Source organism: Bacillus sp. Brlt_9, assembly GCF_051948935.1.
Classification (GTDB): domain Bacteria; phylum Bacillota; class Bacilli; order Bacillales; family Bacillaceae_G; genus Bacillus_A.
Window position 1 is genome coordinate 1,069,999 of sequence record NZ_JAYJLO010000001.1, and the last position, 17,433, is coordinate 1,087,431.

The following is a 17,433-nucleotide window of genomic DNA, read 5'->3' on the forward strand; positions in this document are numbered from 1 at the left end:
TTTTAATTATGGAAAGTTAATAATTTTGTAAGGATGAATTGAATTATTATTTATTTAGAATTTTATTTTTATTATAATTAATTTAAATTGAGTTTTAGAAAAGATGGTGAAGAAGTGTGCTAACAATAAAGAGAATGCTTTGCGATAATAAAAAAAATCCGATTGGTATAGATTCAAAAGTTGTAAAAATGAGTTGGCAGCTTGAATCGAGTAACCAAAATGTAAAACAACTTGCTTATCAATTGCAGGTTGCGAAGGATAGAGATTTTGAAAATTTAATGTTTGATTCCCAAAAAGTAGAAACAGATCAAAGCTTACATATTCCAATCAATTCATTTTCATACAGAGCAGAAACGCGCTATTTTTGCCGAGTAAAGGTATGGGATAATTATGGGGAAGAAACATCTTGGTCAGAAGTAGCATTTTGGGAGACTGGATTACAAGGGCAAGATAACTGGAGTGGGAATTGGATTGCTGCGAAAAAAGAGCGCACGCAAGTTATGTCTTTTAATAAAAAATTTTCTATTAAAAAGTTAGTTAAAAAAGCACGTTTATATATCACAAGTTTAGGATTATACGAGGCTTCTATAAATGGAGAGCGTATTGGAGATTGTTATTTTACCCCCGGATGGACAAGTTATGATAAAAGGGTATTGTATCAAACATATGATATAGCCCATGTATTAAAGATTGGGCATAATGATATTTCTACTCTGGTAGGTAACGGCTGGTATAAAGGGCCGATTACTATGCATCATGTGCGTAATTATTACGGGAAAAGACGAGCAATAATTGCTCAATTACATATAACGTATGAAGATGGAACGAAAGAAAAAATTGTAACGGATGAAACATGGAAGGTAACTTCAAGCCCAATTTTGTACTCAGAAATTTATGAAGGTGAAGTATACGATGCTAGGCTTGAAGAAAGTGGGCAAGTGCTAGAAGATGTTGAAATAATTGAGTATTCCAAACAAACGATTGTTGCACAAGAAAATAAAGCGATTCGCAAAATGGAAATAATAAAACCAATTGCTATTTCAAAACTATCAAATCATGAATGGCTTATTGATATGGGACAAAATATGGTAGGATGGATGCGTTTTACAGTCCATCATGTTTATATTGGACAAAAGATTGAATTGCATCATGCTGAAATATTAGATAAAGACGGTAGTTTTTATACTGGAAATCTCCGAAAGGCAAAACAAAAAATAGTGTATATGGCAAAAGGAGAAGAGGACGAAACGTTCGAACCTCATTTTACATATCAAGGCTTTAGGTATGTAAAAATAAGTGGATTAACCCAGCCGCCTCAAATAGCAGATTTTGAAGGGATTGTATTGCATACAGATATGGAAAAAGCGACTGAATTTGAAACGTCTAATCCATTAATCAATCAACTTCATCATAATGTGGAATGGTCTCAAAGAGGGAACTTTTTTGATGTGCCAACAGATTGTCCGCAGCGGGACGATCGGCTCGGATGGACAGGAGATGCACAAATGTTCATTGGAACAGCTACGCAAATTATGGATGTACAATTGTTCTTTAAAAAGTGGCTCCAAGATTTATCACTAGACCAAAATAAAAACGGAGCTGTGCCTTTAGTTATACCAGATGCGTTTGGGAAAAGAGTAGATTTTGATCTGGATACTTCCGGTGGTTGGGGCGATGCAGCAATTATTTGTCCGTGGGTTCATTATTTACATTACGGAGATGTCTCAATTTTAAAAGAACAATATGACAGTATGAAGAAGTATATAGATTACATACGTTCACAAGGTGAGAACGATTATATATGGGATACAGGCTATCATTTAGGGGATTGGCTTGCATTAGATACGAAACCCGATATATATGAAGGCGGAACAGACAAGCATTTTATTGCGACGGCTTTTTATGCATATTCAACATCGCTTGTACAAAAAATTGCTGAGATTTTAGGTGAACAAACAGATGCTACGTTTTATAAAGAATTACATGCAAATATTGTTCAAGCGTTTCAAAATGAATTCGTTACACCAAATGGTAGGTTAAGTTCGAATACACAAACAGCCCACATACTAGTACTTCTTTTTGAATTAGTGAAAGATGATGTGAAGGAGAAAGTATTTAATCGTTTAATTGAGCTTTTAAAAGAAAGTAAAAATCACTTAACAACTGGTTTTATAGGAACACCTTATTTAAATTTAATATTAAGCAAGTTTAATCGTCATGACCTTGCTTGTAAGCTTCTATTTCATGAAGATTATCCATCATGGTTATACCAAGTGAAAAAAGGTGCCACAACGATTTGGGAACATTGGGATGGCGTGAAAGAGGATGGAACCCTTTGGAATGATAGGATGAATTCGTACAATCATTACGCATATGGCTCTATCGTTGAATGGATATACCGATATATCGTTGGATTAGAAGTGGATGAAGCCAAACCTGCATATAAACATTTTTATATACAACCACATTTTGATTCGAATTTAGAATGGATTAAAGTAAAACGTGAAACAGCTTATGGAGAAATTAAGATTGAGTGGAGTTTAGAAAAGGAACAAGCCTTTTTACATATTTCTGTACCACCTAATACGAGTGCTACATTAAGGATGGACGAAACAAGGTGGAAATCGGAACATAACATTGAAAGGGATTTAGGGTCAGGGGATTATATATTTACATTTTGTAAAAATATATGGAAGTAGAATTCAGTTTATATAGAAATATTTTTTATTGAGTTGAATTATTAAATTCACTGTTTTTCATGTTATGATAAATTGCATATAAGATTGAAAGAAGGTTTTACTACATATGAAACATGCTGAAAATGAATACTTAAATTTATGCCGCCATGTAATGGAGCATGGTACGAAGAAAGAAGATCGTACAGGAACAGGCACTGTATCTGTATTTGGATATCAAATGCGTTTTGATCTAAGTAAAGGTTTTCCTTTATTAACGACAAAGAGAGTGCCGTTTCGTCTTGTAGCAAGTGAGTTACTTTGGTTTATGAAAGGTGATACAAATATTCGTTATTTATTGCAGCATAATAATAACATTTGGAATGAATGGGCGTTTAAGAGCTGGGTAGAAAGTGACGAGTATACTGGTCCTGACATGACCGATTTCGGTCTTCGCTCACAACAAGATGAGGAATTTAAAGTACAGTACGATGAGCAAATGGAGTTGTTTAAAAAGAACGTTTTAGAAGATGATGATTTCTCAAATAAATATGGTTATTTAGGAGACGTATACGGTAAGCAATGGCGTGCTTGGAAAACGACAGCTGGTGAGACACTTGATCAATTAAAAGATGTAATTGAAATGATTAAAAAAACGCCAGACTCACGTCGTCTAATTGTTTCTGCTTGGAATCCTGAAGATGTACCAAGTATGGCATTACCACCTTGTCATACGCTATTCCAGTTTTATGTAGCAGACGGTAAACTTTCTTGTCAGCTATATCAAAGAAGTGGGGATATATTCCTTGGAATCCCATTTAACATTGCAAGTTACTCGCTATTAACACATTTAATTGCACATGAATGCGGACTTGAAGTGGGAGAATTTGTTCATACAATTGGAGATGCACACATTTATACGAATCATTTTGAGCAAGTAGAAAAGCAATTGGCACGTGAACCACGTCCGTTCCCGAAACTTACATTAAATCCAGATGTAAAATCTGTGTTTGATTTTGAAATGGAAGATTTAACGATTGAAGGATATGATCCACACCCAGCAATTAAAGCACCGGTTGCAGTGTAATTGTAGAGGAGATGAAAAGATGATAGTTTCATTTATGGTCGCAATGGACGAGAATAGAGTAATTGGTAAAGATAATAATTTACCTTGGCGTTTACCGAGTGAATTACAATATGTAAAGAAAACAACGATGGGTCATTCGCTTATTATGGGAAGAAAAAACTATGAAGCGATTGGTAGACCGCTGCCTGGACGACGTAATATTATTGTAACTCGTAATGAAGGGTATCATGTTGAAGGCTGTGAAGTAGCACATTCTGTAGAAGAAGTGTTTGAACTATGCAAAAATGAAGAAGAGATCTTTATTTTTGGTGGAGCGCAAATTTACGATCTCTTTTTACCTTACGTAGACAAGTTATATATAACAAAAATCCATCATGCATTTGAAGGAGATACATTCTTCCCAGAAATAGATATGACAAATTGGAAAGAGATTTTTGTTGAAAAAGGTTTAACGGATGAAAAAAACCCGTATACGTATTATTACCATGTATATGAGAAACAAAAATAATAAAAAAGATTGATGTGAGAATTCGCATCAATCTTTTTATTTATATTCACCAATATAAGTTTATAGATGAGATTCGATAGTGCTATAATGATAGATAGCATGTAAAAATGCTAAAATTTTCAAAAGTACTAATATAGAAAGAGGAGGAGAATCGATTGAGAAAGATATGGGGGATTCTTTTTCTTTGCATAACATTCATGTTAGTTGGATGTGGTAAAGAAGAAAAACCACAAGAAGCGTTTGATACATATGTAAAAGCGTGGAATAAACAAAAATTTTCAGATATGTATGATCAACTATCAGAAAAGGCAAAAAAAGATATTTCAAAGAAAGAGTTTACTGAGAAATATGAAAAAATTTATTCTGGTATCGAAGTGAAAGACTTAAAGGTAGAAACAGGGGAAGTAAAAGAAGATAAAAAAGATGAAGGCCCTGTTCCTTTTAAAGTAAGCATGGATACAGTTGGTGGTAAAATTACATTTGGTCATGAAGCAAAAATGGTGAAAGAAAAAGATGGAGATAAAGAATCTTGGAAAATAGATTGGACTCCTGATTTTATTTTCCCTGGCATGACGAAAGATAGTAAAGTGCGTATGCAGACAACACAGCCAAAACGTGGTGAAATATACGATCGTAATGGAAAAGGTCTTGCAACAAATGGGAAAGCTTCTGAAATTGGATTGATTCCTGAAAAGTTAGGCGATACTGCTCCGCAAACGAAAGAAACAGTAGCGAAGTTATTAAATATGTCTGTAGAAGAAATTGATCAAAAATTAGCTGCTAAATGGGTAAAACCAGGGTATCTCGTACCAATTGGAATTTTGCCTGAAGGGGCAACACAAAATACGTACATTGAATTACCAGGTGTTTCAACAAAACCTGTAAATGTTCGTACATATCCGTTAGGAGAAGCGGCAGCTCATCTGACTGGTTATATTGGAAAAGTAAATGCTGAAGATTTAAAAACGCTACAAAAGAAAGGCTATCAAGCAGATGATCCAGTAGGTAAAGCGGGTTTAGAGCAAGTATTAGAGGAAAAGCTACGCGGTAAAAAAGGTGGCCGTGTGTTTGTAGAAGATGCACAAGGAAAAGAAATTAAAAATTTAGCAAAAACAGATGCTGTTGATGGAGAAAATGTAACTTTAACGATTGATAGTGCTGTTCAAGAAAAAACGTATAATGAAATGAAGGGTGAAGCTGGTTCAAGTGCAGCAATTAATCCGAAAAGTGGAGAAACAATTGCACTAGTAAGTAGTCCAGCATATGATCCAAATATAATTGCAAGAGGGACATCAAAAGCACAACGAGAAGCATGGAATAATGATCCAAAAAAACCGATGACGAATCGATTTACACAATTATCAGTTCCAGGTTCTGTATTTAAACCAATTACAGGTGCAATCGGTCTTGAAACGAAAACGATTGATCCAAAAGAAGAGTTGAAAATTGAAGGATTAAAATGGACAAAAGATTCTTCTTGGGGTAATTATTATGTAACGCGTGTAAAAGATGCAAATCCGATTGATTTTGATAAGGCGATGAAATACTCGGATAATATTTACTTCGCACAAGAAGCTTTGAAAATCGGAAAAGACAAGTTTATGAGTGAAGCGAAAAAATTCGGATTCGATGAGAAACTACCAATTGAATATGGATTCCCAGCTTCTAAAATCGCAAATGATGGTATTAAAAATGATATTCAAATGGCAGATACAGGTTATGGACAAGGGCAAGTATTAATGACTCCACTCCATCTAGCATTAACGTACGCACCAATTGTTAATGATGGAAATATACCTTCTCCATATATTATTAAAACAGATAAGCAACCAAAAGTTTGGAAAGAGAATGTAATTTCAAAAGGCAATCAGGATATATTAAAAACTGCTATGACGAAAGTAATTAATGATCCAGATGGTACTGGGAAAATTGCTAAAATTGATGGAATGACTCTTGCTGGAAAAACAGGTACAGCCGAATTAAAAGTATCAAAAGAGGCCGAAGGAAAAGAACTAGGCTGGTTCGCTGCATTTGATTTAAATTCACCAGATATGGTCATTACGATGATGATTGAAGATGTAAAAGGTAGAGGTGGAAGTAATATTCCAGCGGAAAAAGTAAAACATGTATTTCAAAAATAATATGTAATAAAAGGCTGGCTCTATAATTTGTAGAGCTAGCCTTTTTATATGAAAAAATTCTTAATATCTGTATACTAAATTTTAAGGAAACAAAATAAATCATTAACTTACGAAAAAAAAGTAGCTATTTTTTTATTGACATTAATTAAAACTTTTTGTATTATACTTACATAAGGTAAGTTATTAACTTTTAAAAAACAAATCTTGAATTAAAGATAAAGAGAAAAAAGGGAGAGAATACAATGACAAAAGTACTATTTATTACAGCAAATCCAAATTCAGCAGAAGGTTCTTTCGGAATGGCAGTAGGGGAAGCTTTCATCGAAGCTTATAAAAACGAACATCCACAAGATGAAGTGGTAACAATTGATTTATTCAACACTACGGTACCAGCAATCGATGCAGATGTATTTGCTGCTTGGGGTAAATTTGCAGCAGGTGAAGGCTTTGAAACTTTAACTGAAGTTCAACAACAAAAAGTAGCAGCAATGAACACAAACTTAGAAACATTTATGCATGCAGATCGTTATGTATTCGTAACTCCGATGTGGAACTTTAGCTATCCACCAGTAGTAAAAGCATACTTAGATAACGTAGCAATCGCAGGTAAAACATTCAAGTATACTGAAAATGGTCCAGTTGGCTTATTAGAAGGCAAAAAAGCACTTCACATTCAAGCAACAGGTGGCGTTTATTCTGAAGGAGCATACGCAGCTGTAGACTTTGGCCGCAATCACTTAAAAACAGTATTAGGATTCATTGGTGTAAATGAAACTGAATATATTGCAGTTGAAGGTATGAATGCAAACCCTGAAAAAGCACAAGAAATTAAAGAAGCAGCAATTGCTAATGCTCGTGAATTAGCAAAACGTTTCTAATATAGAATGCTTAAAAATGTCCAAACACTTGTTGTTTGGACATTTTTTCTTCTTTTTCCTTCGTTTGTCTAGTATAATGAAGGTCGGAATGATAATAGGTGGGGGTTCTGTATGATTCAAACGTTTTTTAAAATCTTTTATTTAATTTTAATCGTAATTGCGATTACACCGAGAATGTGGCGTCTGAAAAGGCAAGCAAATACGATGTCGCCACAAGAAAAAGATAATGTTGTGTATAAAACGACAAATTGGTTTGGTAAGAAAATGGTACGTGTAGCTGGTGGGGCAGTTGAAGTAAAGGGACTTGAAAATGTTCCAAAAGATAAGCCGGTACTAGTTGTAAGTAATCACCAAAGTAATATGGATATTCCTGTTTTACTAGGTTACTTAAATAAACCAATTGGATTCGTTTCAAAAGCAGAGATTAAGAAGTTTCCAGTTGTACCAACTTGGATGGAACTTATGAATTGTGTATTTATGAATCGTAATGATCGTCGTCAATCACTTCAAGCGATTAAAGATGGAATTGAGCTGTTAAAGAATGGACATTCTATCGTGATCTTCCCAGAAGGGACGAGAAGTAAAGGTGGCGAAATCGGAGAGTTTAAGGCTGGGAGTTTTCACCTTGCAGTAAAATCTGGTGTAGCAATCTTACCTGTAACATTAGATGGGACATATAAAATGTTTGAAGCGAATGGAAACCGTATGAAATCAGCTCATGCAACAGTAACAATTTCTAAGCCAATTACACCAGTAGAGTATGCGAATATGGATATTAAAGAGTTAACGAAGCATACTCAGGATGTTATCGCATCACAATTACATAAGTAGTCAACTACCCCCACTGAGATACAGCGTTTCAGTGGGGGTTTGAGTTTGAACGCTAGGTCTTTTCGTCTATCGCTAGACAGTTTGACGCTCTAGCATTCATGCCACCTGAATTGTTGGGTTTCACCCGTAACACAAATCAGATGGATTCTTCTTGCCGAAAAAGATAAAAAAGGTTTCAGCTTATATAAGCTGAAACCTTTTTTATTATGCTGTTGGTAGGACATAAAAGAGTACACAGAAGAACATCATCGCACTACCACCTAAAACGAAAAGATGCCAAATAGCATGGTTGAAAGGTAACTTTTCCCAAAGGAAGAATATAGCCCCTACAGAATATAAAATTCCGCCCGCTAACAGTAGTGAAAAACCGTGCCCAGTTAGATTTTCATAAAGTGGTTTAATAGCAACGATTATGAGCCACCCCATAATGATATAACATAATGTTGATGCCTTAATAAAGCGACGTACAAAGAAAATTTTGAAGATGATACCCCCGATTGCTAGTGTCCATATTATAGCGAGTAACGTCCAGCCTAATGGTCCACGAAGCGTAATCAGTAAAAAAGGAGTATATGTGCCAGCGATTAATAAATAAATGGCTGAGTGATCTAGTATCGTAAATAATTTTTCTACTTTTGGATGGTGAATGCTATGTAACAATGTCGAAAACAAGTACAGTAAGAACATACTTACACCATAAACCGTAAATGCAACTACAGCAGATGCGGTACCATGCTTAGAGGCATGAATAATTAATATGATTAAGGCAGGGATGCTTAAAATGGCACCGATACCATGTGTAATTGCGTTTGCAATTTCTTCTTTCACAAATTGCGTCATTCGTGTCATTTTTTCAGTCATAATGGTAATCCTTTCTACTATCATAAAATAATATGTCGTTTCCCTTACCATATCATACACAAGGGCAATAGAAAATGAAATTTGTATAATTGATTATATTTTTGAATTTTTTTGACAAAAGACAATGGTTTTGTTGACGTTTTCAAACTTTTTTGACAAAATAAAATTATGCAATAGTAGGACAAGGAATCTACTAATAAAGGGGATGGAGAAATGTTTTCAAATATTGGCTTTCCAGGATTAATTTTAATTTTAGTAGCTGTACTTATTTTATTTGGGCCGAAAAAATTGCCGGAAATCGGAAAGGCTTTAGGGGAAACGTTAAAAGAATTCAAAAAATCAACGAAAGAATTGACTGATGATGCATTTCAAGAGAAGGAAAAAAAAGAAAAAATGTAATGAATTTTCCTTGTAATGGATAAATAAAGTGTGGTGAACGAGATGGAAGATCGGGAAATGAGCGTAGTAGAACATATAGTTGAGCTTCGCAAACGAGTAATATATACAGTGCTATCCTTTGTATTATTTTTAATTGTTGGGTTTACTTTTACGAAAGATATTTATTTTTGGCTTGTAAAAGATTTACCAATGAAATTAACTGTTCTCGGTCCAAGTGATGTATTGTGGATTTTTTTCTCGATTGCTACAGTATTTGCTATCGTTTGTACAATTCCTTTTGCTGCTATACAAATTTGGTTATTTGTAAAACCGGGTTTACATCCAAATGAACAAAAGATGACAGTTATGTATATACCGGTATTGTCTATATTATTTATTGCAGGTTTATGCTTTGGGTATTTCGTTGTAATGCCGTTTTTATTTCATTTTTTAACTACGATAGGTAATGAAATGTTTAATACGATGTTTACGACAGAAAAATATTTTCATTTTGTTCTTAATTTAACAGTTCCATTTGCTGTAATTTTTGAATTGCCTGTAGTAGTCATGTTTTTAACGAGTATTGGACTATTGACGGCGGAATTTCTAATAAAAATAAGAAGGTATGCTTACGTAGCGTTGATTATCATTGCATCGTGTATATCACCGCCAGATTTTTTATCTCATAGTTTAGTTGCTGTACCGCTTATTTGTATTTATGAAATTAGTATCGCATTATCGAAGATTGTTAGTAAGAGAAAAAAGAAAAGAGAAGAAATCCAGTCGAAAAGTGCCTCGTTATAAAGGCACTTTTTTTATTTATTTGTTATACTCTAGCTATAAACGTATACAATATAAAGAAGAAAAAAATTATAGAATCTCCAAAATTTAGACAAACTTTGCGCTTTTATAAGTTTATACTGAAATTATTAAGCAATTTACGGATAACGAGATTCCCGTCTTACCGGATATGTAGGACGGAGGATGGATTAGGTGGAGAGGAATAGAGTATAAATCTTCAAACAATAAGGACTACAGGGGTTGTCTAAGGATGCTTTTGTATTCATAGGAGTCTCCACTTTAAACAACGTGTTACAGCGTAAAGTAGAGGAAGTTCAAAAATCCAATGAAAAAGAGGATTGATATTGTGATTACGAAAAGTTTTTATTTCACTCATTCAACAGGGGATTGTATTAAAATATTTGAAATCCCTGTCCTACAGGCGCAGCATCCATTATCGTTTCTAATTCAGTCTCGTCTTCAATTATTTATTGCAAAAATTCAAAAACAAAAACAACCAAGATTTTCGTATTCTTTCCGTGAATATTTACAAAATTGTTTGAAGTGGAATGACTATTTAAATGTATATAAAACAAATACTCTTGAAAAAAATGCATGATATAGAGTGTGGACAGGGTTAGGAGCTCTGTCTTTTTCATTTTAGGTATAAAAATATAATTAATTTGATTAAATTTCGTTCCAAATTGTTGAAAGCAATGGGAATACTAGTATAATAACAAGGAGAGCGTATTGGAAAGGGAAGAATATAATATGCAAAAAATTAAAATTGTAACAGATTCAACGGCAGATTTATCACAAGAGGTAATTGAGAAGTATGACATTCATGTTCTACCATTATCAATCTCTGTAAATGGACAAACATATTTAGATCGCGTTGATCTACAACCGGATGAATTTATTGAAGAAATGATTAAATCAGAAGAACTACCAAAAACATCACAACCAGCAATGGGTACATTTGTAGAAATGTATGACAAGTTAGGGGAAGATGGAAGTGAAGTACTTTCCATTCATATGACAAGTGGAATGAGTGGTACTGTAGCAACTGCAAATAGTGCTGCATCAATGACTGACACAAAAGTGACAGTTGTTGATTCGCAATTTATTACACATGCTTTAGCATATCAAGTAGTGGAAGCTGCGAAAATGGCAAATGAAGGACGCTCACTAGAAGAAATTTTAAAACGTGTAGATGAAGTGAGAAAAAATACTCGTTTATATGTAGTAGTAGATACATTAGAAAACTTAGTGAAGGGTGGGCGTATCGGTAAAGGAAAAGCATTTATCGGTTCACTACTTAATATAAAGCCAATTGCTAGCCTTGAAGATGGTGTTTATAACCCTGTAACGAAAGTGCGTAGCCAAGGTCAAATTGTAAAAACGTTAGCTAAGTTATTTGAGGAAGATACAGCTGGAAAAGTTGTAAAAGCTGTGGCAATTCCACATGCGAAAGCAATTCCTTTAGCTGAAAATGTAAAAGCGGCTGTAGAAAAAGTAAGTGGATTTGCTAAATCAGAAATTTTCTTTACAACGCCTATTATTAGTACTCATACAGGTCCAGGTGCAATCGGATTTATGTATTTAGCAGAGTAATAAAAAAGCTACTTGAAATAAATTTCAAGTAGCTTTTTTTATACCACTATTTACGGGCAATTGGTTAAGTAGGAGATGAAGAACTCCACTGATTAAAGTTTCACTTTATGTGAATAGAAAGTAAGAAATAAGGAGGGCTATACAGGTACTACCGCTAATGATATAGCGCGTCTGTAAATATTCATTCATAGAAAACACCCACTGATTAAAATTTCACTTTATGATTTCCTATATTATATGTTGGATATAGAAAATAAGTAGTTATGTTATACATGTAACGTTTCGCTTTTTTCATTTACCTGTTTATCATTTGTTACGCTACTAAAAGTGAAAGTTTGACCTAAAAAGAGTACATGCAGTTGTTCCCACGGTAACATACGTAAGTTCCAATTATTCCGAAGCCTTGTTACAGCCTCACGCGGTGTTTCATCGGCAAGGGCAAAAGCTCCGTAATGCATCGGTATAAAGTGTGTAGCGTTTAAATCTAAATAAGCTTGCACTGCCTCTTCAGGCGAAACGTGAGATACTTTCATAAACCATTCAGGTTCATAAGCTCCAATTGGCATAAGGGCAATATCAATGGAAAAGCGTTTGCCAATTTCTTTGAAACCTTGGAAATAGCCACTATCTCCACAAAAATAAATAGTTTCTTTCGTTATTTCATTATTAATAATCCATCCACCCCAATGGGATGTATTCATATCAAATAACGATCTTCTCGTCCAGTGCTGAGCAGGGACGAAGTGAAAGGAAACATCATTAATGATTGTATTTTCCCACCAATTATACTCTTCTACATGAGTAAATTTTTTGCGAGTAAATAGTTTTTTCAATCCAATAGGTACAAGGTATAAAACATCATCATTTAGCTGGCGAATCGTTGAAAAGTCTAAATGGTCATAATGACCGTGCGAAATGAGGACAATATCAATTTTAGGTAGCTCTTGTATAGAAAGACCAGGTTCAGTCAGCCTTGGAACTAATTTTAATTTAGTAGCCCATACTGGATCTGTTAATATATTAAGCCCATTCGTTTGGATAAGGAATGTGGAATGACCAATCCAAGTTACAGTCGTCTTTTCAAAGTTGTTTTGTAGGAATTTACTTTGTTTGACAGGTGATTGTTCTACTAAAAAAGAAAAATCCTTTTTATTTTGTTTTCGTTCTTTTCGCCAACGTATAAAGGAACGAATTGATTTTTTTGTGCTCACATTATCCATGTTTTCATAACGTTTTGTCATGAAGATCACCTCATTTAAAATCGTTGTAATTGTATTGTACCGAAATGTTGTTAAGGAATACAGTGTATAACATGGATGAATGTTTAAGGAATTGTTAAAAAATAGGGGGATGAGTTTACAAAAGTAACAATAAAATTAGTTTTGTAACTTCTATTTAGAGAAATAATAGTAAAAAAATATATTTTGTCTAGTAATTCGCTTGAAATAAAGAAGTAACATACGTAAATTCGTACGATTTCGTGAACAAATGTAGTAAACAATTTTCTCGTAGTGTTAACTTTTGTTATGATAAACATAACCTATTTAAATTTAGGATAGAGAAAAGAGGTTTATAAATGAAGCGTTATCAAAAAATAATTGGTCTTATGGTTGTATTTTGTCTCTTTGTACTTGCTGGATGTAGTGGATCAGGTTCAAAGCTTCGTAAACCATTGAATTGGGATTTAGAAACTTTCCAATTTACAAATCAAGATGGAAAGCCATTTGGTACAAAAGATTTAAAAGGGAAAGTTTGGGTTGCAGATTTTATGTTCACAAACTGCCAAACAGTTTGTCCGCCAATGACTGCTAATATGGCAAAACTGCAAAAGATGGCAAAAGAAGAGAAATTAGACGTTCAGTTTGTTTCGTTTAGTGTAGATCCAGACCTTGATAAGCCGGAGAATTTGAAGGCTTTCATTCAAAAGTTTACAGAGGATACTAGTAACTGGAATTTATTAACGGGTTATTCGTTAGAGGATATTACAAAGTTTTCAAAAGATAATTTCCAATCACTTGTAGATAAACCTGAAAATGGTCAAGTTATACATGGTACATCGTTTTATTTAATTGATCAAAACGGAAAAGTAATGAAAAAGTATAGTGGTATTAGTAATACGCCATATGAAGACATTATACGTGATATGAAGCGATTAGCGGATTAAAAAGAAGGGTGCAGATGAAAGCACCCTTCTTTTTTTACATTAGTCTATGGATAAAATGTCATGCTGTTGTGGAAGTTTTGGTGCCCGAATTTCTAACACGCCATTTTGATATGAAGCTTTCGCTTCTTTTTTATTAATTGAGTATGGTAATTTAATTAATCTGGATGCTTCTGAAATGGAACGTTCTCGGCGATAATAGTTATGAGATGTTCCTTCTTCAGCCTCTTCAAGTATCTCTTCTTTTACAGAGACTTTTAAGTATTCACTTTGTATTTCAATTTGAATTTGTTCTTTTTGTATACCTGGTAGTTCAGCTGTAACAACGAGTTCTTCACCAACTTCATATAAATCTACAGGGAATGTTAATAAACGGTTTCCTTTTTGGAAAAAATGATTTAAATCAGCAATTACATTGCGAAGTGGTGTTTGCTCGAAGAAATCATCAATTTGCTTTAAATAATTGCGAACCGGTGGGCGAGAAGAGTCTTTTTTTTCTTCACTCATGGTTATTCCCTCCTAGAAATCAATTTGCAATATCATATGACAAAAGCGGAGAAAGGTGATTGCCTAATTTTCATGTTTTCATAAAAAATTGTTAAAAATGTGAAATGGAGTGATTTTTTTATAGTTTTTGGTCGCCATATTCAGTTGATTATGCTAGTATAAATAGGGTTGATATAGTAGTATAGAGACAGAATGAAAACTGAAAGAGGGTAAGAAGTATGTGTGGTTTTGTAGGATGTTTATGTGAAAACCCTAGAGAGTTTTCAGAAACAGAAAAACATCAATTTGAAAATATGAACACGATGATTTTCCACCGCGGTCCAGATGACGAAGGATATTTTCGTGATGAACATGTACAATTTGGCTTCCGCCGTTTAAGTATCATTGACTTAGAGGCAGGACATCAGCCGCTAACTTATGAAAATGATCGATATGTAATTATTTTTAATGGTGAAATTTACAACTATGTAGAATTACGTGAAATGTTACTTGAAAAAGGTGCAACGTTTGCAACGCAATCTGATACAGAAGTTATCATTGCATTGTATGCACATATGAAAGAAAAATGTGTAGACTATCTTCGTGGTATGTTTGCATTTATGATTTGGGATCGTGAAGAGAAGAAACTTTTCGGTGCACGTGATCATTTCGGTATTAAACCTTTATATATTGCACAACAAGGTGATACTACATTCTTCGCATCTGAGAAGAAAAGTATTATGCATGTGATGGAAGATAAAGGTGTTAATCCAACGTCATTACAACATTACTTTACGTACCAATATGGTCCAGAGCCAGAAACATTAACAATTGATGTTAATAAAATTGAACCTGGTCATTATTTCGTAAAAGAAATCGGTAAAGAGATGGAAATCCATCGTTACTGGAAACCTTATTTCAATGCTTCAAGTGCAACGAAAGAGGAACATATCCAAGCAATCCGTGATGTGTTATATGATTCAGTAAAAGTGCATATGCGCAGTGATGTACCAGTAGGTTCATTCTTATCTGGTGGTATCGATTCATCTATCATCGCATCTATCGCAAGAGAAATGAATCCAAATCTTTTAACATTCTCTGTTGGTTTTGAGCAACGTGGTTTCAGTGAAGTTGATGTTGCAAAAGAAACTGCTGAGAAATTAGGCGTTAAAAACCATAACGTATTCATTTCAGCGAAAGAGTTTATGGATGAGTTCCCAAAAATCATTTGGCATATGGACGATCCTTTAGCAGATCCAGCAGCTGTACCATTGTACTTCGTTGCAAAAGAAGCACGTAAGCATGTAACAGTTGTTCTTTCAGGTGAAGGTGCAGACGAGCTATTTGGTGGTTATAACATTTACCGTGAGCCAAACTCACTGAAAATGTTCTCTTACATTCCTAGCCCAGGTAAGAGCGTTCTAAAAGCATTAAGTGGTGCTCTTAAAGAAGGCTTTAAAGGAAAGAGCTTCCTAGAGCGTGGATGTACGCCAATTGAAGAGCGTTACTATGGAAACGCGAAAATCTTCCGCGAAGAAGAGAAAGCTGAATTAATGAAGTATTACAATGAAAGTGTTAACTATATGGATATCACGAAACCATTGTATAACGAGATTAAAGATTATGATGATGTAAGTAAAATGCAGTACATTGACATGTTCACATGGTTACGCGGTGACATTTTATTAAAAGCTGATAAAATGACAATGGCAAACTCATTAGAACTTCGTGTACCATTCTTAGATAAAGAAGTATTCGATGTTGCATCTAAAATTCCAACTGAATTTAAGATTGCTAACGGAACTACGAAAGCTATTTTACGTGAAGCAGCACGCGGAATCGTTCCAGATCACGTATTAGATCGTAAAAAACTTGGATTCCCAGTACCAATTCGTCACTGGTTAAAAGACGAAATGCATGATTGGGCTATCAATATTATTAATGAGAGTAAAACAGAGCATTTAATCGACAAACAGTATGTATTAAACTTACTGGAAGCACATTGTGCAGATAAAGGCGATTATAGCCGTAAAATTTGGACTGTACTTGCGTTTATGGTATGGCATCAAATTTATGTTGAGCATAAATACGATACGAATAAGTTCCACGAAGAAACGAAACGTGCGTATAGCTTAGTTTAATTAGAAAAACCTTAAGATCGCATATGATCTTAAGGTTTTTTTCATAAATAGGACGTATTATTGATACAATAATAGTAAAAGGATGGACAATATATGATTACGTTTGAAAAAGTAACTGTAGAAAATGAAAACGTTGTTAAAGAAATGTTTCGCTCACATAGTTTAACTGAGAATCAAGTACAGTATTGTGTGAAAGTTGATGATACATATATCGGTGTAATAGACTATAGTGTACAAGAGGAGAGTGCGATTTTATCTCAGTTAATTATTCATTTTGATTATCAAAGTTACGGTTATGGGACAAATACGTATTTCACATTTGAAACGATGATGAAAGAAAGAAATGTGAAAGAGATAAAGGTATTACAAACGGAATTAACAGAAGAAGCGAAATCTTTTATAGAGAGCTTCGGGTTTAATGTGGAAGATGGACTATATGTGAAGAAAATATAACGATGAGTAGTTATGCGGGATAAATATAAGGCAGGTGGATGTATGACGATGACTTCTGGTCTTGTATTAATTGGAGGGTGTTTTTTAGTAGCAGAGCTAATCCATATGTTTATTCGGAAAAGAATGAATAAGAAGAGAAAACCATATGAATTACAATATGCTCCAGTGTTTTTCCTTTTGTTTAGTATGCTTATTACATTGCAAAACATAACGAACTTTCCGCCGCTTTTAAATATTTTTTTAAAGTTCGGTTTACTGTATAGTAGCACTGGAATAGCCCTTTTATTTCTTTTATTTTGCATACGTTATATTCACTATCAATCGTATATATTTATTTTAAATTGGTTAAAGCAAAATGATAAAAACCGCCTTACATAAGGCGGTTTTTTTATTTGTAATTGTAATAGATTTGTATATAAAGCTCAAAATTTCATTAAAA

Annotated in this window: 17 protein-coding genes; 14 read left to right on the forward strand and 3 right to left on the reverse strand. The window is 34.0% G+C overall.

Annotated features, from left to right (window positions below; translation table 11 throughout):
- The first annotated feature begins 116 nt into the window (after window positions 1-116).
- The 6 genes from VF726_RS05470 (at window position 117) to VF726_RS05495 (ending at window position 8,120) form a co-directional block, all read left to right on the forward strand.
- Window positions 117-2,699 (forward strand): family 78 glycoside hydrolase catalytic domain, encoded by a 2,583-nt coding sequence (locus tag VF726_RS05470; RefSeq protein ID WP_440166472.1) that lies wholly within the window; start codon window positions 117-119, stop codon window positions 2,697-2,699.
- A gap of 106 nt (window positions 2,700-2,805) precedes the next feature.
- A complete protein-coding gene (locus VF726_RS05475; protein WP_000679600.1) occupies window positions 2,806-3,762 on the forward strand; it encodes a thymidylate synthase in 957 nt (318 codons plus the stop codon).
- A 19-nt stretch (window positions 3,763-3,781) separates the two neighbouring features.
- On the forward strand, window positions 3,782-4,270 hold the full coding sequence (locus VF726_RS05480; RefSeq protein WP_440166475.1) for a dihydrofolate reductase: 489 nt from the start codon (window positions 3,782-3,784) through the stop codon (window positions 4,268-4,270).
- 155 nt (window positions 4,271-4,425) lie between these two features.
- Window positions 4,426-6,411, forward strand: a complete 1,986-nt coding sequence (gene pbpC, locus VF726_RS05485) for a penicillin-binding protein 3 (protein ID WP_440166477.1) — start codon at window positions 4,426-4,428, stop codon at window positions 6,409-6,411.
- 242 nt (window positions 6,412-6,653) lie between these two features.
- The gene (locus VF726_RS05490) at window positions 6,654-7,289 is read left to right on the forward strand and encodes an FMN-dependent NADH-azoreductase (RefSeq protein WP_440166479.1); all 636 of its coding nucleotides are present in this window, start codon (window positions 6,654-6,656) and stop codon (window positions 7,287-7,289) included.
- A gap of 111 nt (window positions 7,290-7,400) precedes the next feature.
- On the forward strand, window positions 7,401-8,120 hold the full coding sequence (locus VF726_RS05495; RefSeq protein ID WP_440166481.1) for a lysophospholipid acyltransferase family protein: 720 nt from the start codon (window positions 7,401-7,403) through the stop codon (window positions 8,118-8,120).
- A gap of 204 nt (window positions 8,121-8,324) precedes the next feature.
- Here VF726_RS05495 and trhA read toward each other — a convergent pair whose 3' ends face one another.
- A complete protein-coding gene (gene trhA / locus VF726_RS05500; protein WP_000136894.1) occupies window positions 8,325-8,981 on the reverse strand; it encodes a PAQR family membrane homeostasis protein TrhA in 657 nt (218 codons plus the stop codon).
- A gap of 213 nt (window positions 8,982-9,194) precedes the next feature.
- Between trhA and VF726_RS05505 the strand changes: the two genes are divergently transcribed.
- The 4 genes from VF726_RS05505 (at window position 9,195) to VF726_RS05520 (ending at window position 11,753) form a co-directional block, all read left to right on the forward strand.
- Window positions 9,195-9,380 (forward strand): twin-arginine translocase TatA/TatE family subunit, encoded by a 186-nt coding sequence (locus VF726_RS05505; RefSeq protein ID WP_000492443.1) that lies wholly within the window; start codon window positions 9,195-9,197, stop codon window positions 9,378-9,380.
- Window positions 9,381-9,422: 42 nt separating this feature from the next.
- A complete protein-coding gene (gene tatC, locus VF726_RS05510) occupies window positions 9,423-10,163 on the forward strand; it encodes a twin-arginine translocase subunit TatC (RefSeq protein ID WP_440166485.1) in 741 nt (246 codons plus the stop codon).
- A gap of 343 nt (window positions 10,164-10,506) precedes the next feature.
- The gene (locus VF726_RS05515; protein ID WP_141436467.1) at window positions 10,507-10,758 is read left to right on the forward strand and encodes a DUF2535 family protein; all 252 of its coding nucleotides are present in this window, start codon (window positions 10,507-10,509) and stop codon (window positions 10,756-10,758) included.
- Between the two features lie 152 nt (window positions 10,759-10,910).
- Window positions 10,911-11,753, forward strand: coding sequence for a DegV family protein (locus tag VF726_RS05520; RefSeq protein WP_025991670.1), 843 nt, complete (start codon window positions 10,911-10,913; stop codon window positions 11,751-11,753).
- A gap of 266 nt (window positions 11,754-12,019) precedes the next feature.
- Here the strand turns inward: VF726_RS05520 and VF726_RS05525 are convergent, their stop codons facing one another.
- Window positions 12,020-12,994, reverse strand: a complete 975-nt coding sequence (locus VF726_RS05525) for an MBL fold metallo-hydrolase (RefSeq protein WP_440166487.1) — start codon at window positions 12,992-12,994, stop codon at window positions 12,020-12,022.
- Between the two features lie 335 nt (window positions 12,995-13,329).
- Here VF726_RS05525 and VF726_RS05530 point away from each other — a divergent pair, with 335 nt between their 5' ends.
- The gene (locus VF726_RS05530) at window positions 13,330-13,917 is read left to right on the forward strand and encodes an SCO family protein (RefSeq protein WP_048528837.1); all 588 of its coding nucleotides are present in this window, start codon (window positions 13,330-13,332) and stop codon (window positions 13,915-13,917) included.
- Between the two features lie 39 nt (window positions 13,918-13,956).
- Here VF726_RS05530 and VF726_RS05535 read toward each other — a convergent pair whose 3' ends face one another.
- Window positions 13,957-14,421 (reverse strand): Hsp20/alpha crystallin family protein, encoded by a 465-nt coding sequence (locus VF726_RS05535; RefSeq protein ID WP_440166490.1) that lies wholly within the window; start codon window positions 14,419-14,421, stop codon window positions 13,957-13,959.
- A gap of 218 nt (window positions 14,422-14,639) precedes the next feature.
- Between VF726_RS05535 and asnB the strand changes: the two genes are divergently transcribed.
- The 3 genes from asnB (at window position 14,640) to VF726_RS05550 (ending at window position 17,372) form a co-directional block, all read left to right on the forward strand.
- Window positions 14,640-16,541 (forward strand): asparagine synthase (glutamine-hydrolyzing), encoded by a 1,902-nt coding sequence (gene asnB / locus VF726_RS05540; RefSeq protein ID WP_000333816.1) that lies wholly within the window; start codon window positions 14,640-14,642, stop codon window positions 16,539-16,541.
- A 93-nt stretch (window positions 16,542-16,634) separates the two neighbouring features.
- Window positions 16,635-16,994: a GNAT family N-acetyltransferase gene (locus tag VF726_RS05545; protein WP_440166493.1), complete on the forward strand. Its 360-nt coding sequence runs from the start codon at window positions 16,635-16,637 to the stop codon at window positions 16,992-16,994.
- A 48-nt stretch (window positions 16,995-17,042) separates the two neighbouring features.
- Window positions 17,043-17,372 (forward strand): hypothetical protein, encoded by a 330-nt coding sequence (locus tag VF726_RS05550; protein WP_440166722.1) that lies wholly within the window; start codon window positions 17,043-17,045, stop codon window positions 17,370-17,372.
- Window positions 17,373-17,433 lie beyond the last annotated feature (61 nt).

Excerpts from the sequence above, each read along its gene's own strand:
- VF726_RS05475 (WP_000679600.1), top strand. The coding sequence starts at position 2,806 with ATGAAACATGCTGAAAATGAATACTTAAATTTATGCCGCCATGTAATG.
- VF726_RS05480 (WP_440166475.1), top strand. The coding sequence starts at position 3,782 with ATGATAGTTTCATTTATGGTCGCAATGGACGAGAATAGAGTAATTGGT.
- VF726_RS05490 (WP_440166479.1), top strand. The coding sequence starts at position 6,654 with ATGACAAAAGTACTATTTATTACAGCAAATCCAAATTCAGCAGAAGGT.
- VF726_RS05495 (WP_440166481.1), top strand. The coding sequence starts at position 7,401 with ATGATTCAAACGTTTTTTAAAATCTTTTATTTAATTTTAATCGTAATT.
- trhA (WP_000136894.1), bottom strand. The coding sequence starts at position 8,981 with ATGACTGAAAAAATGACACGAATGACGCAATTTGTGAAAGAAGAAATT.
- VF726_RS05505 (WP_000492443.1), top strand. The coding sequence starts at position 9,195 with ATGTTTTCAAATATTGGCTTTCCAGGATTAATTTTAATTTTAGTAGCT.
- tatC (WP_440166485.1), top strand. The coding sequence starts at position 9,423 with ATGGAAGATCGGGAAATGAGCGTAGTAGAACATATAGTTGAGCTTCGC.
- VF726_RS05520 (WP_025991670.1), top strand. The coding sequence starts at position 10,911 with ATGCAAAAAATTAAAATTGTAACAGATTCAACGGCAGATTTATCACAA.
- VF726_RS05525 (WP_440166487.1), bottom strand. The coding sequence starts at position 12,994 with ATGACAAAACGTTATGAAAACATGGATAATGTGAGCACAAAAAAATCA.
- VF726_RS05530 (WP_048528837.1), top strand. The coding sequence starts at position 13,330 with ATGAAGCGTTATCAAAAAATAATTGGTCTTATGGTTGTATTTTGTCTC.
- VF726_RS05535 (WP_440166490.1), bottom strand. The coding sequence starts at position 14,421 with ATGAGTGAAGAAAAAAAAGACTCTTCTCGCCCACCGGTTCGCAATTAT.
- asnB (WP_000333816.1), top strand. The coding sequence starts at position 14,640 with ATGTGTGGTTTTGTAGGATGTTTATGTGAAAACCCTAGAGAGTTTTCA.
- VF726_RS05545 (WP_440166493.1), top strand. The coding sequence starts at position 16,635 with ATGATTACGTTTGAAAAAGTAACTGTAGAAAATGAAAACGTTGTTAAA.
- VF726_RS05550 (WP_440166722.1), top strand. The coding sequence starts at position 17,043 with ATGACTTCTGGTCTTGTATTAATTGGAGGGTGTTTTTTAGTAGCAGAG.